The following is a 19,160-nucleotide window of genomic DNA, read 5'->3' on the forward strand; positions in this document are numbered from 1 at the left end:
GCCTGCCGCGCCCGGCCGGGGCCGGCGCCCGTGCGTCCGGCGGGGCGGGCCGCGCGGGCGCCGGCGGCCCCTGCTTGTCCCCGTCGGCCCCCGTGGGGGCGGAGGGCGTCGCCACGCCTCCGCCCCCGGCGGCGCCCATGGCGACCGGTGCGACCGACCCGTCGTCCTGGGCCCACCAGACGCCACCGACGACCAGGGTCGCGGCCAGCGCGGCCGTCCGCGTCAGCCGGTAGGCGCGGGTGCGGTGGAAGGGCCTGGGGGATCCGCTACGCGGCGCCATGGGGGCGGCGGCGCAGACGTCGGACGAAGAACACCCCGGAGAGCCCGACGAGGCCGAGGGCCGCGATGCCCGCGGCGGGCGGGATGCCGTCGGTGGGGCCGTCGGTCCCGGCCAGCCCGCCGCCGCCGGCGTTCGGCCCGCCGGCGGGGATCACCCGGGGGACGGCCGACGGGCCGGTGACCGGGCTGCAGTCGACCTTGAAGACCTTCATCTTGCCCGCGCCGTTGCCGCCGGCGATCTTCCAGGTGAGCTTGTACTGGCCGTTGGGGAGGGTGAGCGGCAGCGTGTGGCCGACGCCGGTGGCCAGGGTGATGGCGCCGCTGAGGGTGGCGCCGCCGGCCCGCAGCGGCTGCGTCTGGATGGACCAGGTGACGCTCTGGGCGGTGTCGAAGTTGAACCCGTCGAGGTAGAACCCGCAGACCTTGGGCTCGTTGCGCTGGTCGCTGAACGGGGTGCCCAGGTTGTGGATCTTCACGTCGCCGTTGTCGCCGGGCGCCGCGTACGCGAGGGGCGTTCCGCCCACGACGACCGCGGTGAGCCCGAGGGCGAGGGCCGCGGTGGCGGTGAGGGCGGGGCGGCGGACGGTGGGACGCGGGGGTGAGGAGGCAGACATGCGCTTTCCTTTGAGTCAGATTGTCATATAAATCGACCTTTCGTCTGACTCTCTTTCACATCCGCACGGCGAAACGGCGGCGCAGCGCCGGACGGGCCGCCCGATGTCGCCCGTCCGGCGCAGCGCGCCCCGCGTCCGCCCCTCGGCGCCCGGTCTCAGATGATCCCGAAGAGGATTCCCGCGCCGAGGACCACCAGCGAGGTGAGCGCCGCCCACTTCACCGTGAACCGGGTGTGGTCGCCGAACTCGACCTTGGCCATGCCCACCAGCACGTACACGGCGGGCACCAGCGGGCTCGACATGTGCAGCGCCTGCCCCACCAGCGAGGCGCGGGCGATCTCCACGGAGGAGACGCCGTGCGCGGCCCCGGCCTCGGCGAGGACGGGCAGCACGCCGAAGTAGAAGCCGTCGTTGGACATGAAGTACGTGAGCGGCAGGCTCAGCACGCCGGTGACCAGCGCCATGTGCGGGCCCATGCCCTCGGGGACGGCGCCGACCAGCCAGTCCGCCATGTGCTTGACCATGCCGGTGCCGTTGAGGACGCCGGTGAAGACGGCGGCGGCGAAGACCATGCCCGCCACGTTGACGACGTTGTCGGCGTGGGCGGCGATCCGGGCCTTCTGGTCCGGCATCTGCGGGAAGTTGACGGTGAGCGCCAGCGCCGCGCCGAGCAGGAACAGCACCGGGATCGGCAGCCACTCCATGATCATGGCGGTCAGCAGCGCCACGGTGAGGGCGGCGTTGAACCAGTACAGCTTGGGCCGCAGGGTCGGGCGCTCGGGGTCGAGCCCCGGGAAGTCGGCGGCCTCGGGCAGGTCGGCCCCGCCGCCCGTGCCCGGACGCGGCGTCTCGGAGCCGCCCGCCGCCACCAGGACCGTCTCGCTCTCCGGCTCCAGGACCTCGTCCAGCGTGAGGTAGCCGAGCCGCTTGCGCTCGCGGCGCCCCAGCACGTACGCGAGGACGAACACCGCGACCAGACCGACCGCGAGGGCCGGGATCATCGGGACGAAGATGTCGCTCGCGTCCAGCTTGAGGGCGGTGGCGGCGCGGGCGGTCGGGCCGCCCCAGGGCAGGGTGTTCATCACGCCGTTGGCGGTGGCCGCCACTCCGGTCATCACGACCAGGCTCATCCCCAGCCGCTTGTAGAGCGGGTACATCGCGGAGACCGTGATCATGAAGGTGGTCGAGCCGTCGCCGTCGAGGGAGACGATCGCGGCGAGCACCGCCGTACCGACGACCACCCGCACCGGGTCGGCCTTGCAGAACCGCAGGATGCCGCGGACGACCGGGTCGAAGAGGCCGACGTCGATCATCACCCCGAAGTAGATGATCGCGAACATCAGCATCGCGGCGGTCGGCGCGAGCTTGCCCACGCCCTCGACCACGTAGTCGCCGAGGTGGGCGCCCTTCCCCACGAAGACGCAGAAGAGGGCGGGGATCAGAACCAGCGCCGCGATGGGCGACAGCTTCTTCAGCATGATCAGCACCAGAAAGGTCGCGATCATGGTGAAGCCGAGGACGGTCAGCATGGAGGACACCTAACGTTCACCCTTGAACTCCCACCAGGGGGCTGGTGGTGCGGATGACGTTAGGTCGGCCCTTCCGGCGTCAGCAAGACGTTGACGTGTGAGCAATACGAGCAAAACCCCAGGTCAACGAAGTGCCACCAACTCGACGGGGAAGCCGTTGAGCACCGCGGTGCCCGACAGCGGGTCAAGGCGCGAGCCGTCGAGCAGCTGGTTGACGTTGACCCCGGGCCGCCCGGCGGCGACCCCGAGCCGGGTCTCCGGGCGGTCGTGGCCCCACCCGTGCGGCAGGCTGACCACGCCCGTACGGACCGAGTCGGTGATCTCCACCGGCGCCGCCACCTCGCCGCCGTCGGCCTTGACGCGCACCGGGTCGCCGTCGCGCAGCCCGAGCCGTGCCGCGTCCTCGGGGTGGACGTGCAGGGTGCAGCGGTTGGAACCGCCGTTCAGCGAGGCGATGTTGTGCAGCCAGCTGTTGTTGGAGCGCAGATGGCGCCGACCGACCAGGACCAGCCCGTCGGGCCGCGAGTCCAGGGCCGCGCGCAGCCGGGGCAGGTCCTCGGCGATCGGGGCGGGCAGCAGCTCGATCAGCCCGCTGCGGGTCCGCAGCACCTGCGGCAGCCGGGGCCGCAGCGGGCCGAGGTCGATGCCGTGCGGGTGGGCCAGCACCCGCTCCAGGGTGAGGCCGTCGGGGTCGGCGCCGAAGCCGTCGCCGTACGGGCCGAGCCGCAGCATCATGTCCAGGCGCCGCTCGGGGCCGCTCTCGCCGGTGAGCCCCGCGGCGAGCTCCTCGGGGTCGCGGCCGTGCACGGCCGAGTGCGGGTCGGCGACGGCCTTGCCGAGCGTACGGTCGACGACCATCGCGTCCACGGCGTCGGCCGGGGCGCCGTGCATCCCGCTCGCGGCGAGCACCAGCCGGGCGTGGATCTCGCACTCGTCGAGCCTGCCCTCGGCGAGCGGCACGGCCGGGCGGGTGTAGCGGACCTGGTTGCGCACCGCGAGCGCGTTGAAGGCGAAGTCGAAGTGGGCGCTCTGCGAGGGCGGCGGCGGGGGCAGCACGACGTCGGCGTGGCGCGAGGTCTCGTTGAGGTACGGGTCGACGCTGACCATGAAGTCGAGCCCGTCCAGCGCCCGGTCGAGCCGGTCGCCGTCCGGCGCGGAGAGCACCGGGTTGGCGGCGCAGACGATCAGCGCCCGGATCTGTCCCTCCCCCGGGGTCTCGATCTCCTCCGCGAGGGCGGCGGCCGGCAGCTCCGACTTGGCCTCGGGGTGGCCGCCGACCCGGCTGCGCCAGCGGCCGATCTCGAACCCCCGGCCGGGCCCGGGCGGGCGCGGCGCCCGGTCGGTGGCGGAGAGCGGGAAGAGCGCGCCGCCGGGCCGGTCCAGATTGCCGGTGAGGATGTTGAGGACGTCGACGAGCCAGCTGGCGAGGGTGCCGTGCTCCACCGTGCAGCTGCCGATGCGGCCGTAGACGGCGGCGCTGGGCGCGGCCGCGAGCTCCCGGGCGAGGACGCGGATCTCGTCCGGGTCGAGATCGCAGGCCGCCCCGACGGCCTCCGGGGTGAACTCCCGTAGCGCCTCCTGCACTTCCGCAAGCCCCTCCCCCGCCACCCGGTCCGCGAGCTCGCCGGGCGCGGTCAGCTTCTCCTCGAAGAGGACGTGGGCGAGCGCGGCGAGCAGCAGCGCGTCGGTGCCGGGCCTCGGCGCCAGGTGCCGGTCGGCCAGCTTGGCGGTACGGGTGCGGCGCGGATCCACCACGGTGAGGGTGCCGCCGCGCGCCCGCAGCGCCTTGAGCCTGCCGGGGAAGTCCGGCGCGGTGCACAGACTGCCGTTGGACTCCAGGGGGTTGGCGCCGAGCAGCAGCAGATGGTCGGTGCGGTCGAGGTCCGGCACCGGGATGGCGAACGGGTCGCCGAAGAGCAGGCCGCTGGAGACGTGTTTGGGCATCTGGTCGAGGGTGCTGGCGGTGAAGAGGCTGCGGGTGTGCAGGGCGCCGAGCAGCACGGGCGGATAGAGGGCCCCGGCCATGGTGTGGACGTTGGGGTTGCCGAGCACCACCCCGACGGCGTCGGCGCCGTATGTCTCGACCACCGGCCGCAGCCGCGCCGCGACCAGGTCGAACGCCTCGTCCCAGGTCGCCTCCACCAGTTCGCCGTCGCGGCGGACCAGGGGCCCGGTGAGCCGGTCGGGGTCGCCGTCGACCTCCCCGAAGGAGGCGCCCTTGGGGCAGATGAACCCCTGGCTGAACACGTCGTCCCGGTCGCCGCGGGCGCCGGTGACCCGGGTTCCCTCGACGGTCAGGGTCAGCCCGCAAGTGGCTTCGCAGAGGGGGCAGATGCGCAGTGCGGACATGGGGGTCCTCCCCGGGGCGGCGGCGGGTGACGCGCGGGCGCTCCGAGCATACCGACCGGTAGGCATGGTGGCGAGGGGCTGCGGCGGACCGTTACCGCGGCCCGCGCCACCGACGGGGAGCCGGCTCTCGGACCCCGTCGTCGACGCAGACTCAGCCCAGGGTCCTCGCCAGATACGCGTGCAGCAGCTCCCGGGTCTCGGAGACGATGCCCGGGTCCCCGGCCGGGTCGGTGCGGAAGGCGAGCCGCAGCAGGGCGTCCGCCGCCTCGACGGCGACCAGGATGGTCAGCCGCAGCTCGGCGTCGGGCGCACGGCCGAACTGGGCCGGGAGCAGCTCGGCGAGCCGGTCGGCCAGCAGGTGGTTGGCGTCGGCGGCGGGGTCCGTGACCGGCTGCGGTCCGCCGAAGTCCACCAGGTTGAAGCCGGGCACGGTCTTCTTCAGGACCAGGTACTCGTCGAGCACCGCGTCGATCGCCGCGCGCCAGTCCTCGGCCTCGATGGTGGCGAGCCGGGCGCCGACGATCTCCGCGAACCGGTCCAGGTTGCGGGCGGCGAGCGCCTCCGCGAGGGCCCGCTTGTTGCTGAAGAAGCGGTAGACCGAGCCGATGGGCACCCCGGCCCGCTGGGCGACGGCCCGGGTCGACAGCTCGTCGTAACCGGTTTCGTCCAGCAGCTCGGCGCAGGCGTCCAGGATCCGGGTGAGGCGCTCGGCGCTGCGCTGCTGCACCGGTGCGCGACGGAGGTTCGCATGGGGCACGGCCCCCATCATGCCGCGCTCGGCCGGTTTTGCCGTTGACGCGATCGAATCCGAATCCTACGGTGACCCATAGGATTGCAGGATTCTTCAGCGGCGGGAGCGGCAGATGACGACCAGCAGCGAGCAGGCCAGGAAGACGGCAGAGGCGCTGACGTACTCCCCGGGGTTCGGCAACGAGCACAGCTCGGAGGCGGTTCCCGGTGCCCTGCCGCATGGCCGGAACTCGCCGCAGCGCGCACCCCTCGGGCTGTACGCGGAGCAGCTGAGCGGCTCCGCGTTCACCGAGCCGAGGGCGCACAACCGCCGCTCCTGGCTGTACCGGATCACGCCGTCGGCCGCGCACCCCGCGTTCGTACGGACCGACAACGGGCGGCTGCGCGGCGCGCCCTTCACCGAGACCGTGCCCGACCCCAACCGGCTGCGCTGGAACCCGCTGCCGCAGCCCGCTCCCGGGACGGACTGGCTGGCGGGCCTGTGGACCCTGGGCGGCAACGGCGACGCCACCCAGCGCACCGGCATGGCCGTGCACCTCTACCACGCCAACGCCTCCATGGACCGGGTCTTCAGCGACGCGGACGGCGAGCTCCTGATCGTCCCCGAGCGCGGCGGGCTGCTGCTGCGCACCGAGTTCGGCCTGCTCGCGGCCCGCCCCGGCGAGGTCGCGCTGATCCCGCGCGGGGTGCGCTTCCGGGTCGAGCTGCTCGACGAGTCGGCCCGCGGCTATGTGTGCGAGAACTACGGACAGCCCTTCCAGCTCCCCGACCTCGGCCCGATCGGCGCCAACGGCCTCGCCAACGCCCGCGACTTCCTGGCGCCGGTCGCGGCGTACGAGGAGGTCCAGGGTCCGGTGGAGGTGGTCAACAAGTTCTGCGGCAACCTGTGGACCGCCGAGTACGACCACTCGCCGCTGGACGTGGTCGCCTGGCACGGCAACCACGTCCCGTACGTCTACGACCTGCACCGCTTCAACGTCATCGGCACCATCTCGTACGATCACCCGGACCCGTCGATCTTCACGGTGCTCACCTCCCCCTCGGACACCCCCGGTCTCGCGGGCGTCGACTTCGTGGTCTTCGCGCCGCGCTGGCTGGTGGGCGAGGACACCTTCCGCCCGCCGTACTTCCACCGGAACGTGATGAGCGAGTACATGGGCCTGATCGAGGGCGCGTACGACGCGAAGGCGGAGGGCTTCGTCCCCGGCGGCGGCTCCCTGCACAACATGATGTCGGCGCACGGCCCCGACCGGGAGACGTTCGACAAGGCCAGCGCCGCCGAGCTGAAGCCGCAGAAGATCGACGACGGTCTCGCGTTCATGTTCGAGACGCGCTGGCCGGTGACGGCGACGGCGCAGGCGGCGTCGGCGGAGCACCTCCAGCGGGGGTACGACGAGGTGTGGCGGGGGATGGAGCGCCACTTCCGCGCGTGAGGCGCGCGCCCGGTCCCGGCTGCCCGGCCGTCCCGGCCCGGCCCGGGACCGGGTGCTCCCGGATCCTGAGCGGCACCTTCCGCCGCGCCCCAGAGCCTGATACGGAATGCCAGTGACCTCCTCCCCCGCAACGCCCCCGGCCTCCTCCTTCGCCCCGGACTCGCTGGTCCTGAACCGCAAGCTGCCGCTCTGGTACCAGGTCTCGCAGTCCCTGCGCGCGTCGATACTCGGCCGCTCGCCCGACGCGTCGCTGCGGCTGCCCACCGAGGAGCGGCTGGCCGCGCACTACGGGGTGAGCGTGCTGACGATGCGGCAGGCGCTGAAGGAGCTGGAGGAGGAGGGGCTGATCACCCGTCACCGGCGCCGGGGCACGTTCATCGAGCCGGCCGCGCGGCGGGGCGCGCCGGTGCGGCTGCTCGGCTCGATCGACGCGATCGTGGCCCAGCAGTCGGGCGAGCCGACGACGGTGCTCGGGCACGGGCCGGAGCCGGTGCCCGGGGAGCTGGCGGAGTACTTCCCCGACTGCGACTCGGTGGTCTCCTACCGCCGCCTGCGCCGCGACGGAACGAGCGGCGAGCCCACCAACTGGGCGGAGAACGCCGTCCGCCCCGAGCTGGCGGCCGGCATCGAGGTGCGCGACCTCGAGCGCTGGCCGATGACGAAGGTGCTGCGGGACTCGGTGGGGGTCCGGATCAGCCGCATCACCGACACGGTGGAGGCACGCCTGGCCGACCCCCGGACGGCAGAACTCCTGGAGGTCCCCCTCCTGTCCCCGATCCTCCACTACACAGGCGTGACGTACGACGCCTCGGGCCGAGTGGTGGACGTGGCCCGGATCCGCTACCGGGGGGACCGGTTCTCGTTCTCGGTGACGGTGGAAGCGCGGTAGCTTGTGCCCGGGCTTTGTCTGCGGCTGAGCGGTGGGCTGGCCGCGCCCCCGGTCGTGCCCGGCCTTCGTCTGCGGCTGAGTGGATGGCTGGTCGCGCAGTTCCCCGCGCCCCTTAGGTACGTCGCCCGAGCCGGGGTACTTGGCTCAGCCACAGGTCTTTAGGGGCGCGGGGAACTGCGCGAGCAACCGGCCACGGTCCGCAGACGAACACGCAGCGGGGGGCCCGGGGGCGCAGCCCCCGAGAGAGCCACCTTCGCCCTCACCCACCCCCGGAGGGTTTAGGGAAGGGGTGGGGAGGGGCCAAACACCCCGCCGGGCGCCTAGCATGGGCCCCCGTGAGTGACGACCTCCTGCCGCTCGACGACGTGATGCCCTGGTCCGTCGCGCCGATGCGCCCCGGCCGCCCCTGGGTCACCGCCCCGGACGAGCGCACACTCAGAACCCGCTGGGCCACCCTCCTCGCCGCGGACACCCCCACCCGCGAACGCCTCTTCCACCCCACCCGCGCCCGTACGATCCACACCCGGGTCCCCGCCCTCCCGCTCCCCGAACCCGCCGGCACCGCCCCCCTGGCCCAGGAGTCCGGCCCCTGCCCCGCCCCCCTCCGCTTCACCCACGGCCCCTTCGACCAGCAGTGGCTGATACCGGACCACCGGCTCCTGGACGCCGCCCGCCCGGAGCTGTGGCGCGTCGCCGACGACCGGCAGCTGTTCGCCGTGGAGCAGGCCTGTCCGCCGGCCCCCAAAGCCGCCCCCACGGGCCCCGCCCTCACCGTCTCCGCCCTGCTCCCCGACGGCCGCTCCCCGGCCGGCCGCCCGGGCCGCATCCGCCCCCTGTACCGCCGCCCCGGCGCCGTGGAACCCAACCTCGCCCCGGGCCTGCTCGCCCTGCTCGGCAAGGAGTACGGGCACGACGTCGCCCCGGAGGACCTGTTCGCCTGGATCGTGGCGGCCGCCCGGCCCGCCCCGAAGGGCTGCGTAGTGCCGCTCACCCCCGACCCCCGGCTCTGGGAGCAGGGCGTCGCGCTGGGCCACCGGATCGTCGAGCTCACCGTGCGCGGCGCGCGCGGCGGCGAGAAGCCCCGGCTGCCGGGCGGCCGACGCCCGTACGTGCGCGCCGCCCTCCCGGACCGCCCCGGCGAGCCGCGCTACGACCCCGAGGACGAGAGCCTCTGGATCGGCGAGGGCCGTATCTCCCCCGTCCCCCCGGGCGCCTGGGAGTTCGAGGTCAGCGGCGTACGCGTACTGGAGCTGTGGTTCGAGCGCCGGACCGGGAGCGGCGAGGCGGGCACCCTGGACGCGGTCCGGCCCGCCTCCTGGCCGCAGGAGTGGACCTCGGAGCTGCTGGAGCTGATCACCGTGCTGGCCCTGCTCGACGAACTGCGGCCGCGCCAGCGGGAGCTGGCCGACGGGCCGCGGCTGGCCCGCGACCGGCTCGTGGAGGCGCGCGTGCTGCCCGTACCGCCGTCGGCCCGCCGCCCCGCCTCCGTACTCGACCACCGGGAAGAGGGCCCCGACGGGCAGCTGGCCCTGCTGTGAGCCGGCGGGCCGTGACAAAAGTGCCCCGTACACGATAGGTACGGCTGCCATGAGCACTCCGCAGCCCCTGCCCCTCGACGGGATCACGGTCGTCGCCGTGGAACAGGCCGTCTCCGCCCCCTTCGCCACCCGCCAGCTCGCCGACCTCGGCGCGAGGGTGATCAAGGTCGAGCGGCCCGACGGCGGTGACTTCGCCCGCCACTACGACACCGCCGCCCGCGGTCTCGCCTCGCACTTCGTCTGGTGCAACCGGGGCAAGGAGTCCCTCGCCCTGGATCTGAAGGACCCGCGCGGCCTGGACGTCCTGCGGCGGCTGATCGCCGGGGCCGACGTGTTCGTCCAGAATCTGGCGCACGGGGCCGCCGCACGCCTCGGTCTGGACGCGGCCACGCTCTGCGCCGCCCACCCCAGGCTGGTCGCGGTCGACATATCGGGGTACGGCGCCGAAGGCCCGTACGCGCACAAGCGGGCGTACGACATGCTCGTCCAGTGCGAGGCCGGTCTGGTCTCCGTGACGGGGACGCCGGAGCAGCCCGTGAAGGCCGGTGTCCCGGCCGCCGACATCGCCGCCGCGATGTACGCCTACTCGGGCGTCCTGGCGGCGCTGCTGCGCCGGGGCACCACCGGCCGGGGCGGCCCGGTGGAGGTCTCGATGCTGGACGCGCTGGCGGAGTGGCTGGGCCATCCGCTGCACCATGTGATGCACGAGGGTACGGAACCGGCGCGCACCGGGGTCGCGCACGCCGTCATCGCCCCGTACAACGCCTATGCGACGGTGGACGGCCAGGTGCTGCTCTCCGTACAGAACGACCGCGAGTGGCGCAGACTGGCCGAACAGGTCCTCGGGCGACCGGAGTTGGCCGAGGATCCGGCGTACGCGACCAACACCGCGCGTACCGCGCACCGGGCGGAGACCGACAAGGCGGTCGGTGCGGCGCTGGCCGCGATGGACTGCGACGAGGCGATCGCGCGTCTGGAGGCGGCGGGTATCGCGTGCGCCCGGCTGAACACGGTCGCCGGGGTCGCGGCCCATCCGCAGCTGGCGGCGCGCGACCGCTGGCGGGAGGTGGACTCGCCGGTGGGGCCGCTGCGCGCGCTGCTGCCGCCGGTCGTCCTGCCGGGCGGCCCCGAGCCGAGGATGGGTGCGGTGCCGGCGCTGGGCGAGCACACCGAAGCGCTGCTGCGAGCCCTGGGGATGACAGAGGAGCTGACAGCAGCGCTGCGCCGGGACGGCGTGATCGCCTGAGCGTGGGTCAGGAAGTCACTGGGTGCTCAGGACGCCGGTCCTCGGGACGCCGGTTTCTTCGGGGGAGTCACTGTCGTGAACTGGCGTGACGTCAGCCGCGGCTGCCGAAGAGCGAGCGGCGAAGGCGCCGCAGCGGGGCGAAGAGCGAGACGCGGTGGCTCTTGCTCCTCCGGCTGTGCGCGGCGTCACGCGAGGTCAGCTCACGCATCAGCAAGGTCGCCTCGGCCGACTCCCGCAGCGGGACGGCGGGGCCGCCCAGCACCGAGAGATGGCGGTCGAGCCGCGAGCTGGTCGCACTGCTCCCGCAGGTGATGGCAGGCACTCGCGCCCTGCTGCGCACTGTTATCTGTTCCATGTCACTCCCCACCCATACGAGGGCACCCGGCCCCGGGCAGGGTAACCCTATCGCCCCCGCATCACACTCGTGTATCCCGGTGGTGGGATTCACCTCTCCCGGGGAGGGGTTGACACCGGACTCCGATTACTCTCTGAATATGCCTGATTCCAGGGCGAGTTGGACAACGCGTCAGAGGGGGCCGCTACCGCGCTGACCTGAGCTAACGTGGAGAGGTTCCGCGGTTGTGGTCATGTGGTGGTCGTGCCGTCCCCGAGGAGGCCCGCCAGTGAGCGAAGTGCCGGGCAACGAACAGCGCGTGATCGGGGGCCGCTACCGGCTGCTCTCGCCGCTGGGCCGCGGCGGCATGGGCGAGGTGTGGCGGGCGCGCGACGACGTGCTGGGGCGCGAGGTCGCCGTCAAGGAGGTGCGGGCGCCGGCCGGGCTCGACTCCACCGACGAACAGCGGATGTACGCGCGCCTGGAGCGCGAGGCCTGGGCGGCGGCCCGGATCTCGCACCGCAACGTGGTCACCGTCTACGACGTGGCGACCCACGACGGCCGCCCCTGGATCGTGATGGAGCTCGTGCGCGGGCTCTCGCTCTCCGAGGCACTGGAGGCGGACGGGCCGCTGACCCCGCGCCGCGCCGGGCACATCGGCGCCGAGGTCGTCGCGGCCCTGCGCGCCGCGCACGACGCCGGGGTGCTGCACCGCGATGTGAAGCCGGCCAACGTGCTGCTCGCCAACGACGGCCGGGTGGTGCTCACCGACTTCGGGATCGCCATGGTGGCGGGCACCTCCACGCTCACGATGACGGGCGAGGTCGTCGGGTCGCCCGAATACCTCTCCCCCGAACAGGCGTTGGGCCGCACCCCGGGGCCCGCCTCGGACCTGTGGTCGCTGGGTGTGCTGCTGTACTCGGCGGTCGAGGGCCGCTCGCCGTTCCGCCAGGCCACCGCGCTCTCCACGCTGCGGGCCGTGGTCGACGACGAGCTGCCGCCGCCGCGCCGGGCGGGCGCCCTCACCCCGGTGATCGCGGGGCTGCTGCGCAAGGACCCCGCCGAGCGGCTCTCCCCCGAGGAGGCCGAGCACCAGCTGCGGGTGGTGGGCGCCGGAGGCGAGGTGCGGGAACTGCCGGACCCCGGGCCGTACGGCGTGGCGACGGTCGCGTACGGAACGCCGGGCGCCGACGGGACACCGCCGCTGCCGACGCGGGTGGCGCCGGGCGCGTACGACACGACCGCGGCGGACCGGCCGGGGCAGCCGGCGCAGCGGCAGCGGGGGGCGGGCGTGGTGCTGCTGGCGGGCGGCCTCGTCCTGCTGCTCGCCCTCGGCGCGCTGGTGTGGGCCCTGGTGCGCAGCGGGGGCGGCGAAGCGGCCGACAAGAACAGCGGCACGCCCTCCGCACCGCGCACGGTGGCGCACTCCACGCCGCACAGCAGCTCCGCCACCACGGGTCACAGCACCCCCACCGTCACCACGAGCAGCCCCAGCCCCAGCGCCAGCGCCAGCGCGAGCAGCTCGCCGCCGCCCGCGCCGTCGGTGAAGGTCTCCCTCAAGAGTGTTCGCGGGAGTTACGAGGGGACGTGTCCGCCGCCGGACGACTCGGCTCCGGCGGTGATGGCCACCTTCACGGTGGGCCGTACGCCGGTGGACGTCCAGTACCGCTGGGTGACGGCGGACGGCGAGTCGTCCGACCCGGGCTGGAAGACGCTGGGCTTCGGGCCCGGCGACCCGAGGAGCAAGGAGGTGCGGCACGTGGAGAAGGGGTACGAGGCGGGGAAGACCGTGCACAACGCGGTGCAGCTGGAGGTGCGCTCACCGGTCGCCGCGCACTCCAACCCGGTCGCGTACGCGGTCACGTGCGAGGAGGAGACCCCGTCGGGCGGGGCCTCCTCCCCTTCTACGGAGCCGGCGGACGGCGGCTCACTCTCGCCCGCCGGCTGAGAGCCCGGTTCGCAGACGGGCTCCGAGGTGGTGGCGGCTCGGCTCAGGCCGCGCTGGTGAAGGTGGGCAGGTAGGCGCCGGACTGGCCGGCGGAGGTCGGGTGGTAGGACTCGCCGATGTTGGTCCAGACGAGGCTGTTCAGCCAGGAGCTGCTGGAGCAGATCTCGTGGTTGGTGAAGGGCGGGACGACCGAGGCGAAGGTGTAGCCGTGGTCGGCCGCGCGCTTGGCGGTGACCGTGTTCAGCTCGTCCGCGGCGCTGTTGATGGCCGCGCGCGAGGTGTCGCTCAGCCCGCCGAAGCAGCTGCCGCCGATCTTGTAGAAGTGCGGGTATCCGATGACGACGACATGGGCGTTCGGCGCCTTGGCTCTGATCGCGCTGTAGACGGAGTCGAGCTTTCCGGGCAGGACGGTGTCGGCGTAGGTGCGCGCCTGGTCGATGCGGTTGAGGCAGGTGGCCTGCGAGTACAGCACGCAGGTCGTCATGACGTCGGAGAAGCCCGCGTCATTGCCGCCGATGGTGATCGAGACGAGGTCGGTGGCGGAGTTGAGCGGGCCGAGCTGACCGGCGGTCACATCGCCGGTGGTGGCGCCGGAACAGGCGGTGAAGGCGAACGAGGCGGGGGCGTGGGACACCGCCCACAGGGACGGGTAGGCCTTGGGCGAACGCTTGCAGGAGCCGCTGGAGCTGTCGTACGTACCGGTGCCCACTCCCGAGGAGTAGGAGTCGCCGAGCGCCACGTAGTCGATGCCCGCGGCCTGGGCGTGGGTAGCGGCACTGGCCACGCCCGCCCCGGTGAGGGCGAAGGCTGCGGTCAGGAAGATCGACGACACATAGGCCGTCATACGGGAGAGCTTCATGTGGGGGCCTCCTAGTGCGGGATATCCGCCACAGATGTGGTACCAGCGAGTAGGGATCACCGGAAGTGGACATGCCAAGAACTTTCAGAAATCCGCTCCAACGGGGGAAACCCTGACCGTGAGTTCCCGTCAATTGACCTTGGGAGCCGGGAACTTCACTGCACGCCCCTTGCCTTGACGGGCCTGCTGGGCTGCGCCACATTGAAGCCCCGCCCACCCGCCCCGGAGGACCGGAGTGGCCCGTACGGCATCGCCCCCACGGGGCCCACGGCCTGATGGGACATCGGTTCGCGCGGATCTGACGGCGGTGGCGGCCGGTGCCGCACTCGCCCTGTCCGCGGCCGGCGGCGTGCTCGCGTACATTCCGCTGCATTCACCCCTGCGCGCACCCTTGTCACTCTTCTTCTCGATCGCCGCACCCGCCGAGGCGCTGCTTTTCGTCCTGCGCCGACGGGAACCGTTTCCCCGCGCCGTGGCGTCGTTGTCGGGGGCGCTTCTCATCGATGGGGTGATCGCCGAAATCCTGGCGGGCGCTCATGTCCGGTCGGTACGGGGCGAGATCATCGCGATCTCCTTGATCAGCTTTCTTCTTTTCCTGTCGGGAACAGGAGTGAATAACTCCGTGAACGATCGGTCGAGAAAGGTCAAAAAAACAAAAAAGTGAGACCGCCTTCCAGGTCTTGCCATATACGCCCAATCATCAATACCGTCTTACATCCACCCGCATCGGTCCATCACGCGAAGCGGTTCCTGGGGAGGGCTCGAGAACCGCGATGGGTGCCGGAGCGGGGCGCGCTAGGGGGGTACCGTGCTCGGTCTTCGTGCGTCGTCGACCGGTCGCGGGCCGCGCGGCCGGCAAAGCCAGCTCACCCGCACAGCACACAACGCGAGACGTCGTGCCGGACATGCCGGCCCGTCACGACCGGGGTGAGAACCCCCCTTTCGTCACCGGACACTCATCCGGACCACCCGGGGGCGGGCGGTCCACCGGACGAGAGGGACAGAGACTCGATGAGCTCTTTTGTGCGCCCGGACAGCCGGGAGCAGGATCCATCGAACGCACCGCAGGAACAGGGCGCGGCCGGTGAGACGATCACCTCGGTGGCCGACGAATCCACCGCCCGAATACCGGCCCTTTCCGCGCACTACCGCGCGGTCTCACCCAATTTCGCGATCGCGCCGCCGGTGAGCGTCGTGATCCCCGCCATGAACGAGGCGGAGAACCTTCCCTATGTCTTCCGGACTCTTCCGGACTGGATCCACGAAGTCGTCCTGGTCGACGGGAATTCCACCGACGACACCGTACGGGTCGCCCGTGAACTGCGGCCCGACGTCAAGGTCGTCAAGCAGGTCGGAAAGGGCAAGGGCGACGCCCTCATCAGCGGCTTCGCCGCCTGCACCGGGGACATCATCGTGATGGTCGACGCGGACGGCTCGGCCGACGGCGAGGAGATCGTCAGCTATGTGTCCGCCCTGGTCGGCGGCGCCGACTTCGCCAAGGGCTCCCGCTTCGCCAACGGCGGCGGCACGGACGACATGACACCGGTGCGCAGACTCGGCAACCGGGCGCTGTGCGGCATCGTCAACCGCAAGTTCGGCGCCCGGTACACCGACCTCTGCTACGGCTACAACGCCTTCTGGAAGCACTGCCTCGACAAGATCGTCCTCGACTGCAGCGGCTTCGAGATAGAGACCCTGATCAACATCCGGATCGTCAAGGCCGGACTGCGGGTCCAGGAGGTGCCCAGCCATGAGTACAACCGGATCCACGGCGTCTCCAACCTCAGCGCCGTGCGCGACGGCATCAGAGTGCTCAAGGTGATCCTCAAGGAGAAGGCCGTGCCCCGGGGCCACCGGCGGCCGCAGGCCGTCGGCCTCAACACCGGCCGTGGCGAGGCGATGTGAGCGCGCGTCAGACCGCTGACTTCTCCGTGGTGGTCTGTGTGTACACCGAGGAGCGCTGGGAGGACATCCTCGCGGCGGTCGCCTCGGTGCGCCACCAGTCACGGCCGGCCCTGGAGACCCTGCTGGTCGTGGACCACAACCCGGCGCTGCTCGCCCGACTGCGCCGGGAGTACGCGCGGTGCGCGGCGGACGGGGAGGTGCGGGTGCTCGCCAACGCGGGCCCCCGCGGCCTCTCGGCGGGGCGCAACACCGGGATCGCCGCGGCGCGGGGAGCGTTCGTGGCGTTCCTGGACGACGACGCCGTGGCCGAGCGCGACTGGCTGCGGCACTTCCACGCGGGGTACGCCGACCCCCGGGTGATGGCGGTCGGCGGGCGCACCGAGCCCGCCTGGGCCCGTGGCCGCCGCCCGGCCTGGTTCCCCGAGGAGTTCGACTGGGTGGTGGGCTGCACGTACCGGGGGCTGCCGCCCGGCCGGGTGCGGGTCCGCAACGTCCTGGGCGGCAACGCGTCCTTCCGGCGCACGGCCTTCGACGCGGCCGGCGGCTTCGCCACCGGCATCGGCCGCGACGGCGACAGGCGGCCGCTGGGCTGCGAGGAGACGGAGCTCTGCATCCGCCTCTCCCGGGCCCTGCCGGACGCGGTGCTCCTGATCGACGACCGCGCGGTGATCCACCACCGCGTGCCGACGGCCCGCGAGCGCTTCGGCTACTTCCGTACGCGTACGTACGCCGAGGGCCTCTCCAAGGCGCTGGTGGCGCGAAGCGTGGGCGCGGGCAAGGGACTCGAGTCCGAGCGCCGCTACACAACGCGGGTGCTCCCGGCCGGTGTCGTACGGGGGCTGCGCGACGCGGTGCTCGGCCGGGCCGGCGGGGCGGGGCGCGCGGGGGCGATCGTGGCGGGCGTGGCGGTGGCGGCGACCGGCTATCTGGTCGGCACCGTGCGGGCCCGCCGGGGCGGCACGGTGTTCCGGGTCGCGCCGCTCGCGGGGGCGGACGGGGGCGAGTTGGGCGGGTGCGAGCCGGACGGGGGTGAGCCGGAGAGGGGTGAGCCGGGCAGGGGGGAGCCGGGCCCTGGCGAACCGGGCCGTGGCGAGCCGGGCCGTGGCGGGCCGGGCTCCGATGGGGCGGCGCCGGGCAGGACGGCCGCCGCCGGGGTCGGCCGCAGCGACGAGGAGGCCGCGTGAGTGCGCCCGTGCCGATCCTGATGTACCACGCGGTGGGCCACCGCCCGGCCGACGCCACCTATGGGCTGTCGGTCGCGCCAGAGGCGTTCGCCGAGCAGATGGACCTGCTGGCCGACCGGGGGTTCACCCCGCTCACCACGGCCGCGCTGGCCCATGCGTGGCGCACGGCGGGGGCGCTGCCCCGGCGCCCCGTCCTGATCACCTTCGACGACGGGTACGAGGGGGTGCACCGGCACGCCCTGCCCGTACTAGCCGAGCACGGCTTCGCCGCCACCCTCTTCGTCTCGACCGGCTGGCTGCGCGGCGCGCACGGGGAGGGCGGCGCCCCGGACACCATGCTCGACTGGGACCAGGTGCGCGAACTGGCCGGGGCGGGCACCGAGATCGGCGGCCACAGCCACACCCATCCGCAGCTCGACCAGCTCGACGACGAACGGCTGTGGTCCGAGACCCTGCGCTGCAAGGAGATCGTCACCGAGGAGCTGGGCACCCGGCCCGTCTCCTTCGCGTATCCCTACGGCTACTCCAGCCGCCGGGTGCGCCGGACCGTCCGGGCGGCCGGGTTCACCCAGGCGCTGGCGGTCGGCAACGCGCTCGCCCGGCGCCGCCAGGGCCCGTACGCGCTGGAGCGGGTCACCGTGCGGCGCCGTACCGGCATCGAGGAGTTCGCGCGGCTGGTCGAGGGGCGGGCCCTCGGCCGCGCCTTCGCCGCCGACCGCGCCCTCACCCAGGGGTACGCGGTGGTCCGCCGGGCCCGGCGGGCCGGCCGCGCACTGGCCGGAAGGTGAGCGGCGACGGCCAGAGCTCAGCGGTCGAGCCAGCGCACCTCGTACGCCTCCAACGGGACCGGCCGGCCGGTGACCCGGGCCCGCACCGCGCGGTCCAGGGTGTTGACGACGAGGACCGACCGGTCGCCCGCCAGCACCCGCACCCCCGGTATGTCCTCGGCGGTGCTCTCGCCCCGCCCGTACCGCGTGCCCGGCGGGAACTCCTCGGCGAAGCGGGAGAGCAGTCCGTACATCGGCAGGGCCGCTCCCCCGTCGGCCAGTCGGGTCGGCTTCCACAGACAGCCGGGGCACGGCCCGGTGGTCTGCTGGGGGCTCCAGTAGAACGCGGTGGTGGCTCCGCCCCGGGCGATGGCGATCATCGCGGTGGCCTGGGCGGCGACGCGGCGCCGCTCGCTCCAGCCCGATCCCTCCGGCTCCACGTAGTACTCCGTCCACCACAGCGGCAGCCCGCCCGCGTGCGCGCGCAGCCAGCGGCCGACGTCGGTGAACTTGTCGAGCGCGGTGAACGGGCCGGGCAGCGCCCGGTCGTCGCGGGTGAACCCGGCGCCGTCGACGGCCACGAAGTCGGCGCCCTTCTTGTGCGCGTTCCAGTACGCGAAGGCGTCGAGCACGCGCTGGTCGACCGAGCCCCAGGGCCCCTTGAGCTCGGAGGCGAACTGGGTGTCCTGGGGCGCGTAGCTGTCCATGACCAGATAGGGGCCGCCGACCCGGTTGTGCGGGTCGACCTTCTTCAGCGCCTCGTACACGAGGTTGTAGAGCCGGGTGTAGCCCTCGTAGTCCCAGCGGTGGCGGGTCTCGTCGAAGAAGCCCTTGAACTCGTTCCACACCACGAAGTGGCGCACGTCCGGGTAGCGCCGGGCGACGGTGGCGGCGAGGTCCGCGAAGTCCGCGTAATGACGCGCGAGCGGCGCGGACTCGAAGGACTTGAGGCTCCAGTCCGTGTGCTCCGCGCCCGGCTTGCCGCCCTTCATCCAGTCGGGCGCGCAGCAGAGCGTGATCACGGGGGTGGATCCGGTGGAGCGGATGAAGGCGATGCGCCGGTCGAGGTCCGCGAAGTCGTACACCCCCGGCGAGGGCTCCGGGTTGCCCGCCCCCCAGCCCATGATCGCCTGGCCCTGCGGCAACGGCTGCCCGGACAGCAGCTTCCGGGCGCGCGCGACGGCGTCGGGGGCGCCGCTGTCCGCGCTGAACTGGGTGTGGGTGAAGCCCCAGCCGAGCTCCGGGTCGTCCCGGGCGGGGCCGGTGGCACCGCCGCCAGGCCTGGGGCCGGACCTGCCGTCGGATCTGTCGCCGGACCTGTCGCCGGACCTGTCGCCGGAGGAGCCGTTCGGGGAGCCGCTCATGGCGAGCACCAGCGCGAGCACGGCCGCGACCAGGCCGAGCAGTACGGCCGGAGCCCATACATGACGACGCATCACGATCCAGCCTATCGACGAAGGGTGGCCTTTCGGACGATTTCCCACCGAACGCTCAGGGAACGTCCGGCGCCCCGCCGCCGGTTCCCGTCCCGGCCCA

General features: G+C 73.0%; 16 protein-coding genes and 1 pseudogene. 9 read left to right on the top strand and 8 right to left on the bottom strand.

Going from position 1 to position 19,160, the window contains the following annotated elements; all coding sequences use genetic code 11:
• The 5 genes and pseudogenes from ABD236_RS31055 to ABD236_RS31075 form a co-directional block, all read right to left on the bottom strand.
• Window positions 1-280: pseudogene (locus tag ABD236_RS31055) on the bottom strand (class F sortase); the annotation flags it as partial.
• The gene (locus ABD236_RS31060; RefSeq protein ID WP_344079523.1) at window positions 267-893 is read right to left on the bottom strand and encodes a hypothetical protein; all 627 of its coding nucleotides are present in this window, start codon (window positions 891-893) and stop codon (window positions 267-269) included. The pseudogene ABD236_RS31055 and the gene ABD236_RS31060, both read right to left, overlap by 14 nt.
• A 155-nt stretch (window positions 894-1,048) precedes the next feature.
• Window positions 1,049-2,422: a CitMHS family transporter gene (locus tag ABD236_RS31065; RefSeq protein ID WP_344079733.1), complete on the bottom strand. Its 1,374-nt coding sequence runs from the start codon at window positions 2,420-2,422 to the stop codon at window positions 1,049-1,051.
• Between the two features lie 123 nt (window positions 2,423-2,545).
• Window positions 2,546-4,771: a molybdopterin oxidoreductase family protein gene (locus ABD236_RS31070; RefSeq protein WP_344079526.1), complete on the bottom strand. Its 2,226-nt coding sequence runs from the start codon at window positions 4,769-4,771 to the stop codon at window positions 2,546-2,548.
• 151 nt (window positions 4,772-4,922) lie between these two features.
• Window positions 4,923-5,537 (bottom strand): TetR/AcrR family transcriptional regulator, encoded by a 615-nt coding sequence (locus tag ABD236_RS31075; protein ID WP_344079736.1) that lies wholly within the window; start codon window positions 5,535-5,537, stop codon window positions 4,923-4,925.
• A gap of 97 nt (window positions 5,538-5,634) precedes the next feature.
• Here ABD236_RS31075 and hmgA point away from each other — a divergent pair, with 97 nt between their 5' ends.
• The 4 genes from hmgA (at window position 5,635) to ABD236_RS31095 (ending at window position 10,627) form a co-directional block, all read left to right on the top strand.
• Entirely contained in the window at window positions 5,635-6,954 is a 1,320-nt protein-coding gene (gene hmgA, locus ABD236_RS31080; RefSeq protein ID WP_344079529.1) for a homogentisate 1,2-dioxygenase, read from the top strand.
• Between the two features lie 112 nt (window positions 6,955-7,066).
• Complete coding sequence (locus ABD236_RS31085) at window positions 7,067-7,843, top strand: GntR family transcriptional regulator (RefSeq protein WP_344079532.1); 777 nt, start codon at window positions 7,067-7,069, stop codon at window positions 7,841-7,843.
• A 368-nt stretch (window positions 7,844-8,211) separates the two neighbouring features.
• A complete protein-coding gene (locus ABD236_RS31090) occupies window positions 8,212-9,381 on the top strand; it encodes a type ISP restriction/modification enzyme (protein WP_344079739.1) in 1,170 nt (389 codons plus the stop codon).
• A gap of 49 nt (window positions 9,382-9,430) precedes the next feature.
• A complete protein-coding gene (locus ABD236_RS31095) occupies window positions 9,431-10,627 on the top strand; it encodes a CaiB/BaiF CoA transferase family protein (protein WP_344079535.1) in 1,197 nt (398 codons plus the stop codon).
• A gap of 91 nt (window positions 10,628-10,718) precedes the next feature.
• Here ABD236_RS31095 and ABD236_RS31100 read toward each other — a convergent pair whose 3' ends face one another.
• On the bottom strand, window positions 10,719-10,982 hold the full coding sequence (locus ABD236_RS31100) for a hypothetical protein (RefSeq protein WP_344079538.1): 264 nt from the start codon (window positions 10,980-10,982) through the stop codon (window positions 10,719-10,721).
• 268 nt (window positions 10,983-11,250) lie between these two features.
• On the opposite strand from ABD236_RS31100, the gene ABD236_RS31105 reads away from it, so the two are divergent.
• Entirely contained in the window at window positions 11,251-12,909 is a 1,659-nt protein-coding gene (locus ABD236_RS31105) for a serine/threonine-protein kinase (protein ID WP_344079541.1), read from the top strand.
• Between the two features lie 43 nt (window positions 12,910-12,952).
• Here ABD236_RS31105 and ABD236_RS31110 read toward each other — a convergent pair whose 3' ends face one another.
• On the bottom strand, window positions 12,953-13,768 hold the full coding sequence (locus ABD236_RS31110; protein ID WP_344079544.1) for an SGNH/GDSL hydrolase family protein: 816 nt from the start codon (window positions 13,766-13,768) through the stop codon (window positions 12,953-12,955).
• 307 nt (window positions 13,769-14,075) lie between these two features.
• Between ABD236_RS31110 and ABD236_RS31115 the strand changes: the two genes are divergently transcribed.
• From ABD236_RS31115 to ABD236_RS31130, 4 genes are all read left to right on the top strand, one after another.
• Window positions 14,076-14,432, top strand: a complete 357-nt coding sequence (locus ABD236_RS31115; protein ID WP_344079547.1) for a hypothetical protein — start codon at window positions 14,076-14,078, stop codon at window positions 14,430-14,432.
• 347 nt (window positions 14,433-14,779) lie between these two features.
• A complete protein-coding gene (locus ABD236_RS31120) occupies window positions 14,780-15,673 on the top strand; it encodes a glycosyltransferase family 2 protein (RefSeq protein WP_344079550.1) in 894 nt (297 codons plus the stop codon).
• A 26-nt stretch (window positions 15,674-15,699) separates the two neighbouring features.
• Window positions 15,700-16,857, top strand: coding sequence for a glycosyltransferase family 2 protein (locus ABD236_RS31125; protein ID WP_425543996.1), 1,158 nt, complete (start codon window positions 15,700-15,702; stop codon window positions 16,855-16,857).
• Window positions 16,858-16,877: 20 nt separating this feature from the next.
• Window positions 16,878-17,645, top strand: coding sequence for a polysaccharide deacetylase family protein (locus tag ABD236_RS31130; protein ID WP_344079742.1), 768 nt, complete (start codon window positions 16,878-16,880; stop codon window positions 17,643-17,645).
• Window positions 17,646-17,662: 17 nt separating this feature from the next.
• Here the strand turns inward: ABD236_RS31130 and ABD236_RS31135 are convergent, their stop codons facing one another.
• Window positions 17,663-19,060: a GH39 family glycosyl hydrolase gene (locus ABD236_RS31135; RefSeq protein WP_344079557.1), complete on the bottom strand. Its 1,398-nt coding sequence runs from the start codon at window positions 19,058-19,060 to the stop codon at window positions 17,663-17,665.
• Window positions 19,061-19,160 lie beyond the last annotated feature (100 nt).

It is taken from the genome of Streptomyces crystallinus, assembly GCF_039521265.1.
GTDB lineage: Bacteria > Actinomycetota > Actinomycetes > Streptomycetales > Streptomycetaceae > Streptomyces > Streptomyces crystallinus.

What these genes read in the sequence shown, in the direction of transcription:
- ABD236_RS31060 (WP_344079523.1), bottom strand. Translation starts at nt 893, where the DNA reads ATGTCTGCCTCCTCACCCCCGCGTCCCACCGTCCGCCGCCCCGCCCTC.
- ABD236_RS31065 (WP_344079733.1), bottom strand. Translation starts at nt 2,422, where the DNA reads ATGCTGACCGTCCTCGGCTTCACCATGATCGCGACCTTTCTGGTGCTG.
- ABD236_RS31070 (WP_344079526.1), bottom strand. Translation starts at nt 4,771, where the DNA reads ATGTCCGCACTGCGCATCTGCCCCCTCTGCGAAGCCACTTGCGGGCTG.
- ABD236_RS31075 (WP_344079736.1), bottom strand. Translation starts at nt 5,537, where the DNA reads ATGGGGGCCGTGCCCCATGCGAACCTCCGTCGCGCACCGGTGCAGCAG.
- hmgA (WP_344079529.1), top strand. Translation starts at nt 5,635, where the DNA reads ATGACGACCAGCAGCGAGCAGGCCAGGAAGACGGCAGAGGCGCTGACG.
- ABD236_RS31090 (WP_344079739.1), top strand. Translation starts at nt 8,212, where the DNA reads ATGCCCTGGTCCGTCGCGCCGATGCGCCCCGGCCGCCCCTGGGTCACC.
- ABD236_RS31095 (WP_344079535.1), top strand. Translation starts at nt 9,431, where the DNA reads ATGAGCACTCCGCAGCCCCTGCCCCTCGACGGGATCACGGTCGTCGCC.
- ABD236_RS31100 (WP_344079538.1), bottom strand. Translation starts at nt 10,982, where the DNA reads ATGGAACAGATAACAGTGCGCAGCAGGGCGCGAGTGCCTGCCATCACC.
- ABD236_RS31110 (WP_344079544.1), bottom strand. Translation starts at nt 13,768, where the DNA reads ATGAAGCTCTCCCGTATGACGGCCTATGTGTCGTCGATCTTCCTGACC.
- ABD236_RS31120 (WP_344079550.1), top strand. Translation starts at nt 14,780, where the DNA reads ATGAGCTCTTTTGTGCGCCCGGACAGCCGGGAGCAGGATCCATCGAAC.
- ABD236_RS31130 (WP_344079742.1), top strand. Translation starts at nt 16,878, where the DNA reads ATGTACCACGCGGTGGGCCACCGCCCGGCCGACGCCACCTATGGGCTG.
- ABD236_RS31135 (WP_344079557.1), bottom strand. Translation starts at nt 19,060, where the DNA reads ATGCGTCGTCATGTATGGGCTCCGGCCGTACTGCTCGGCCTGGTCGCG.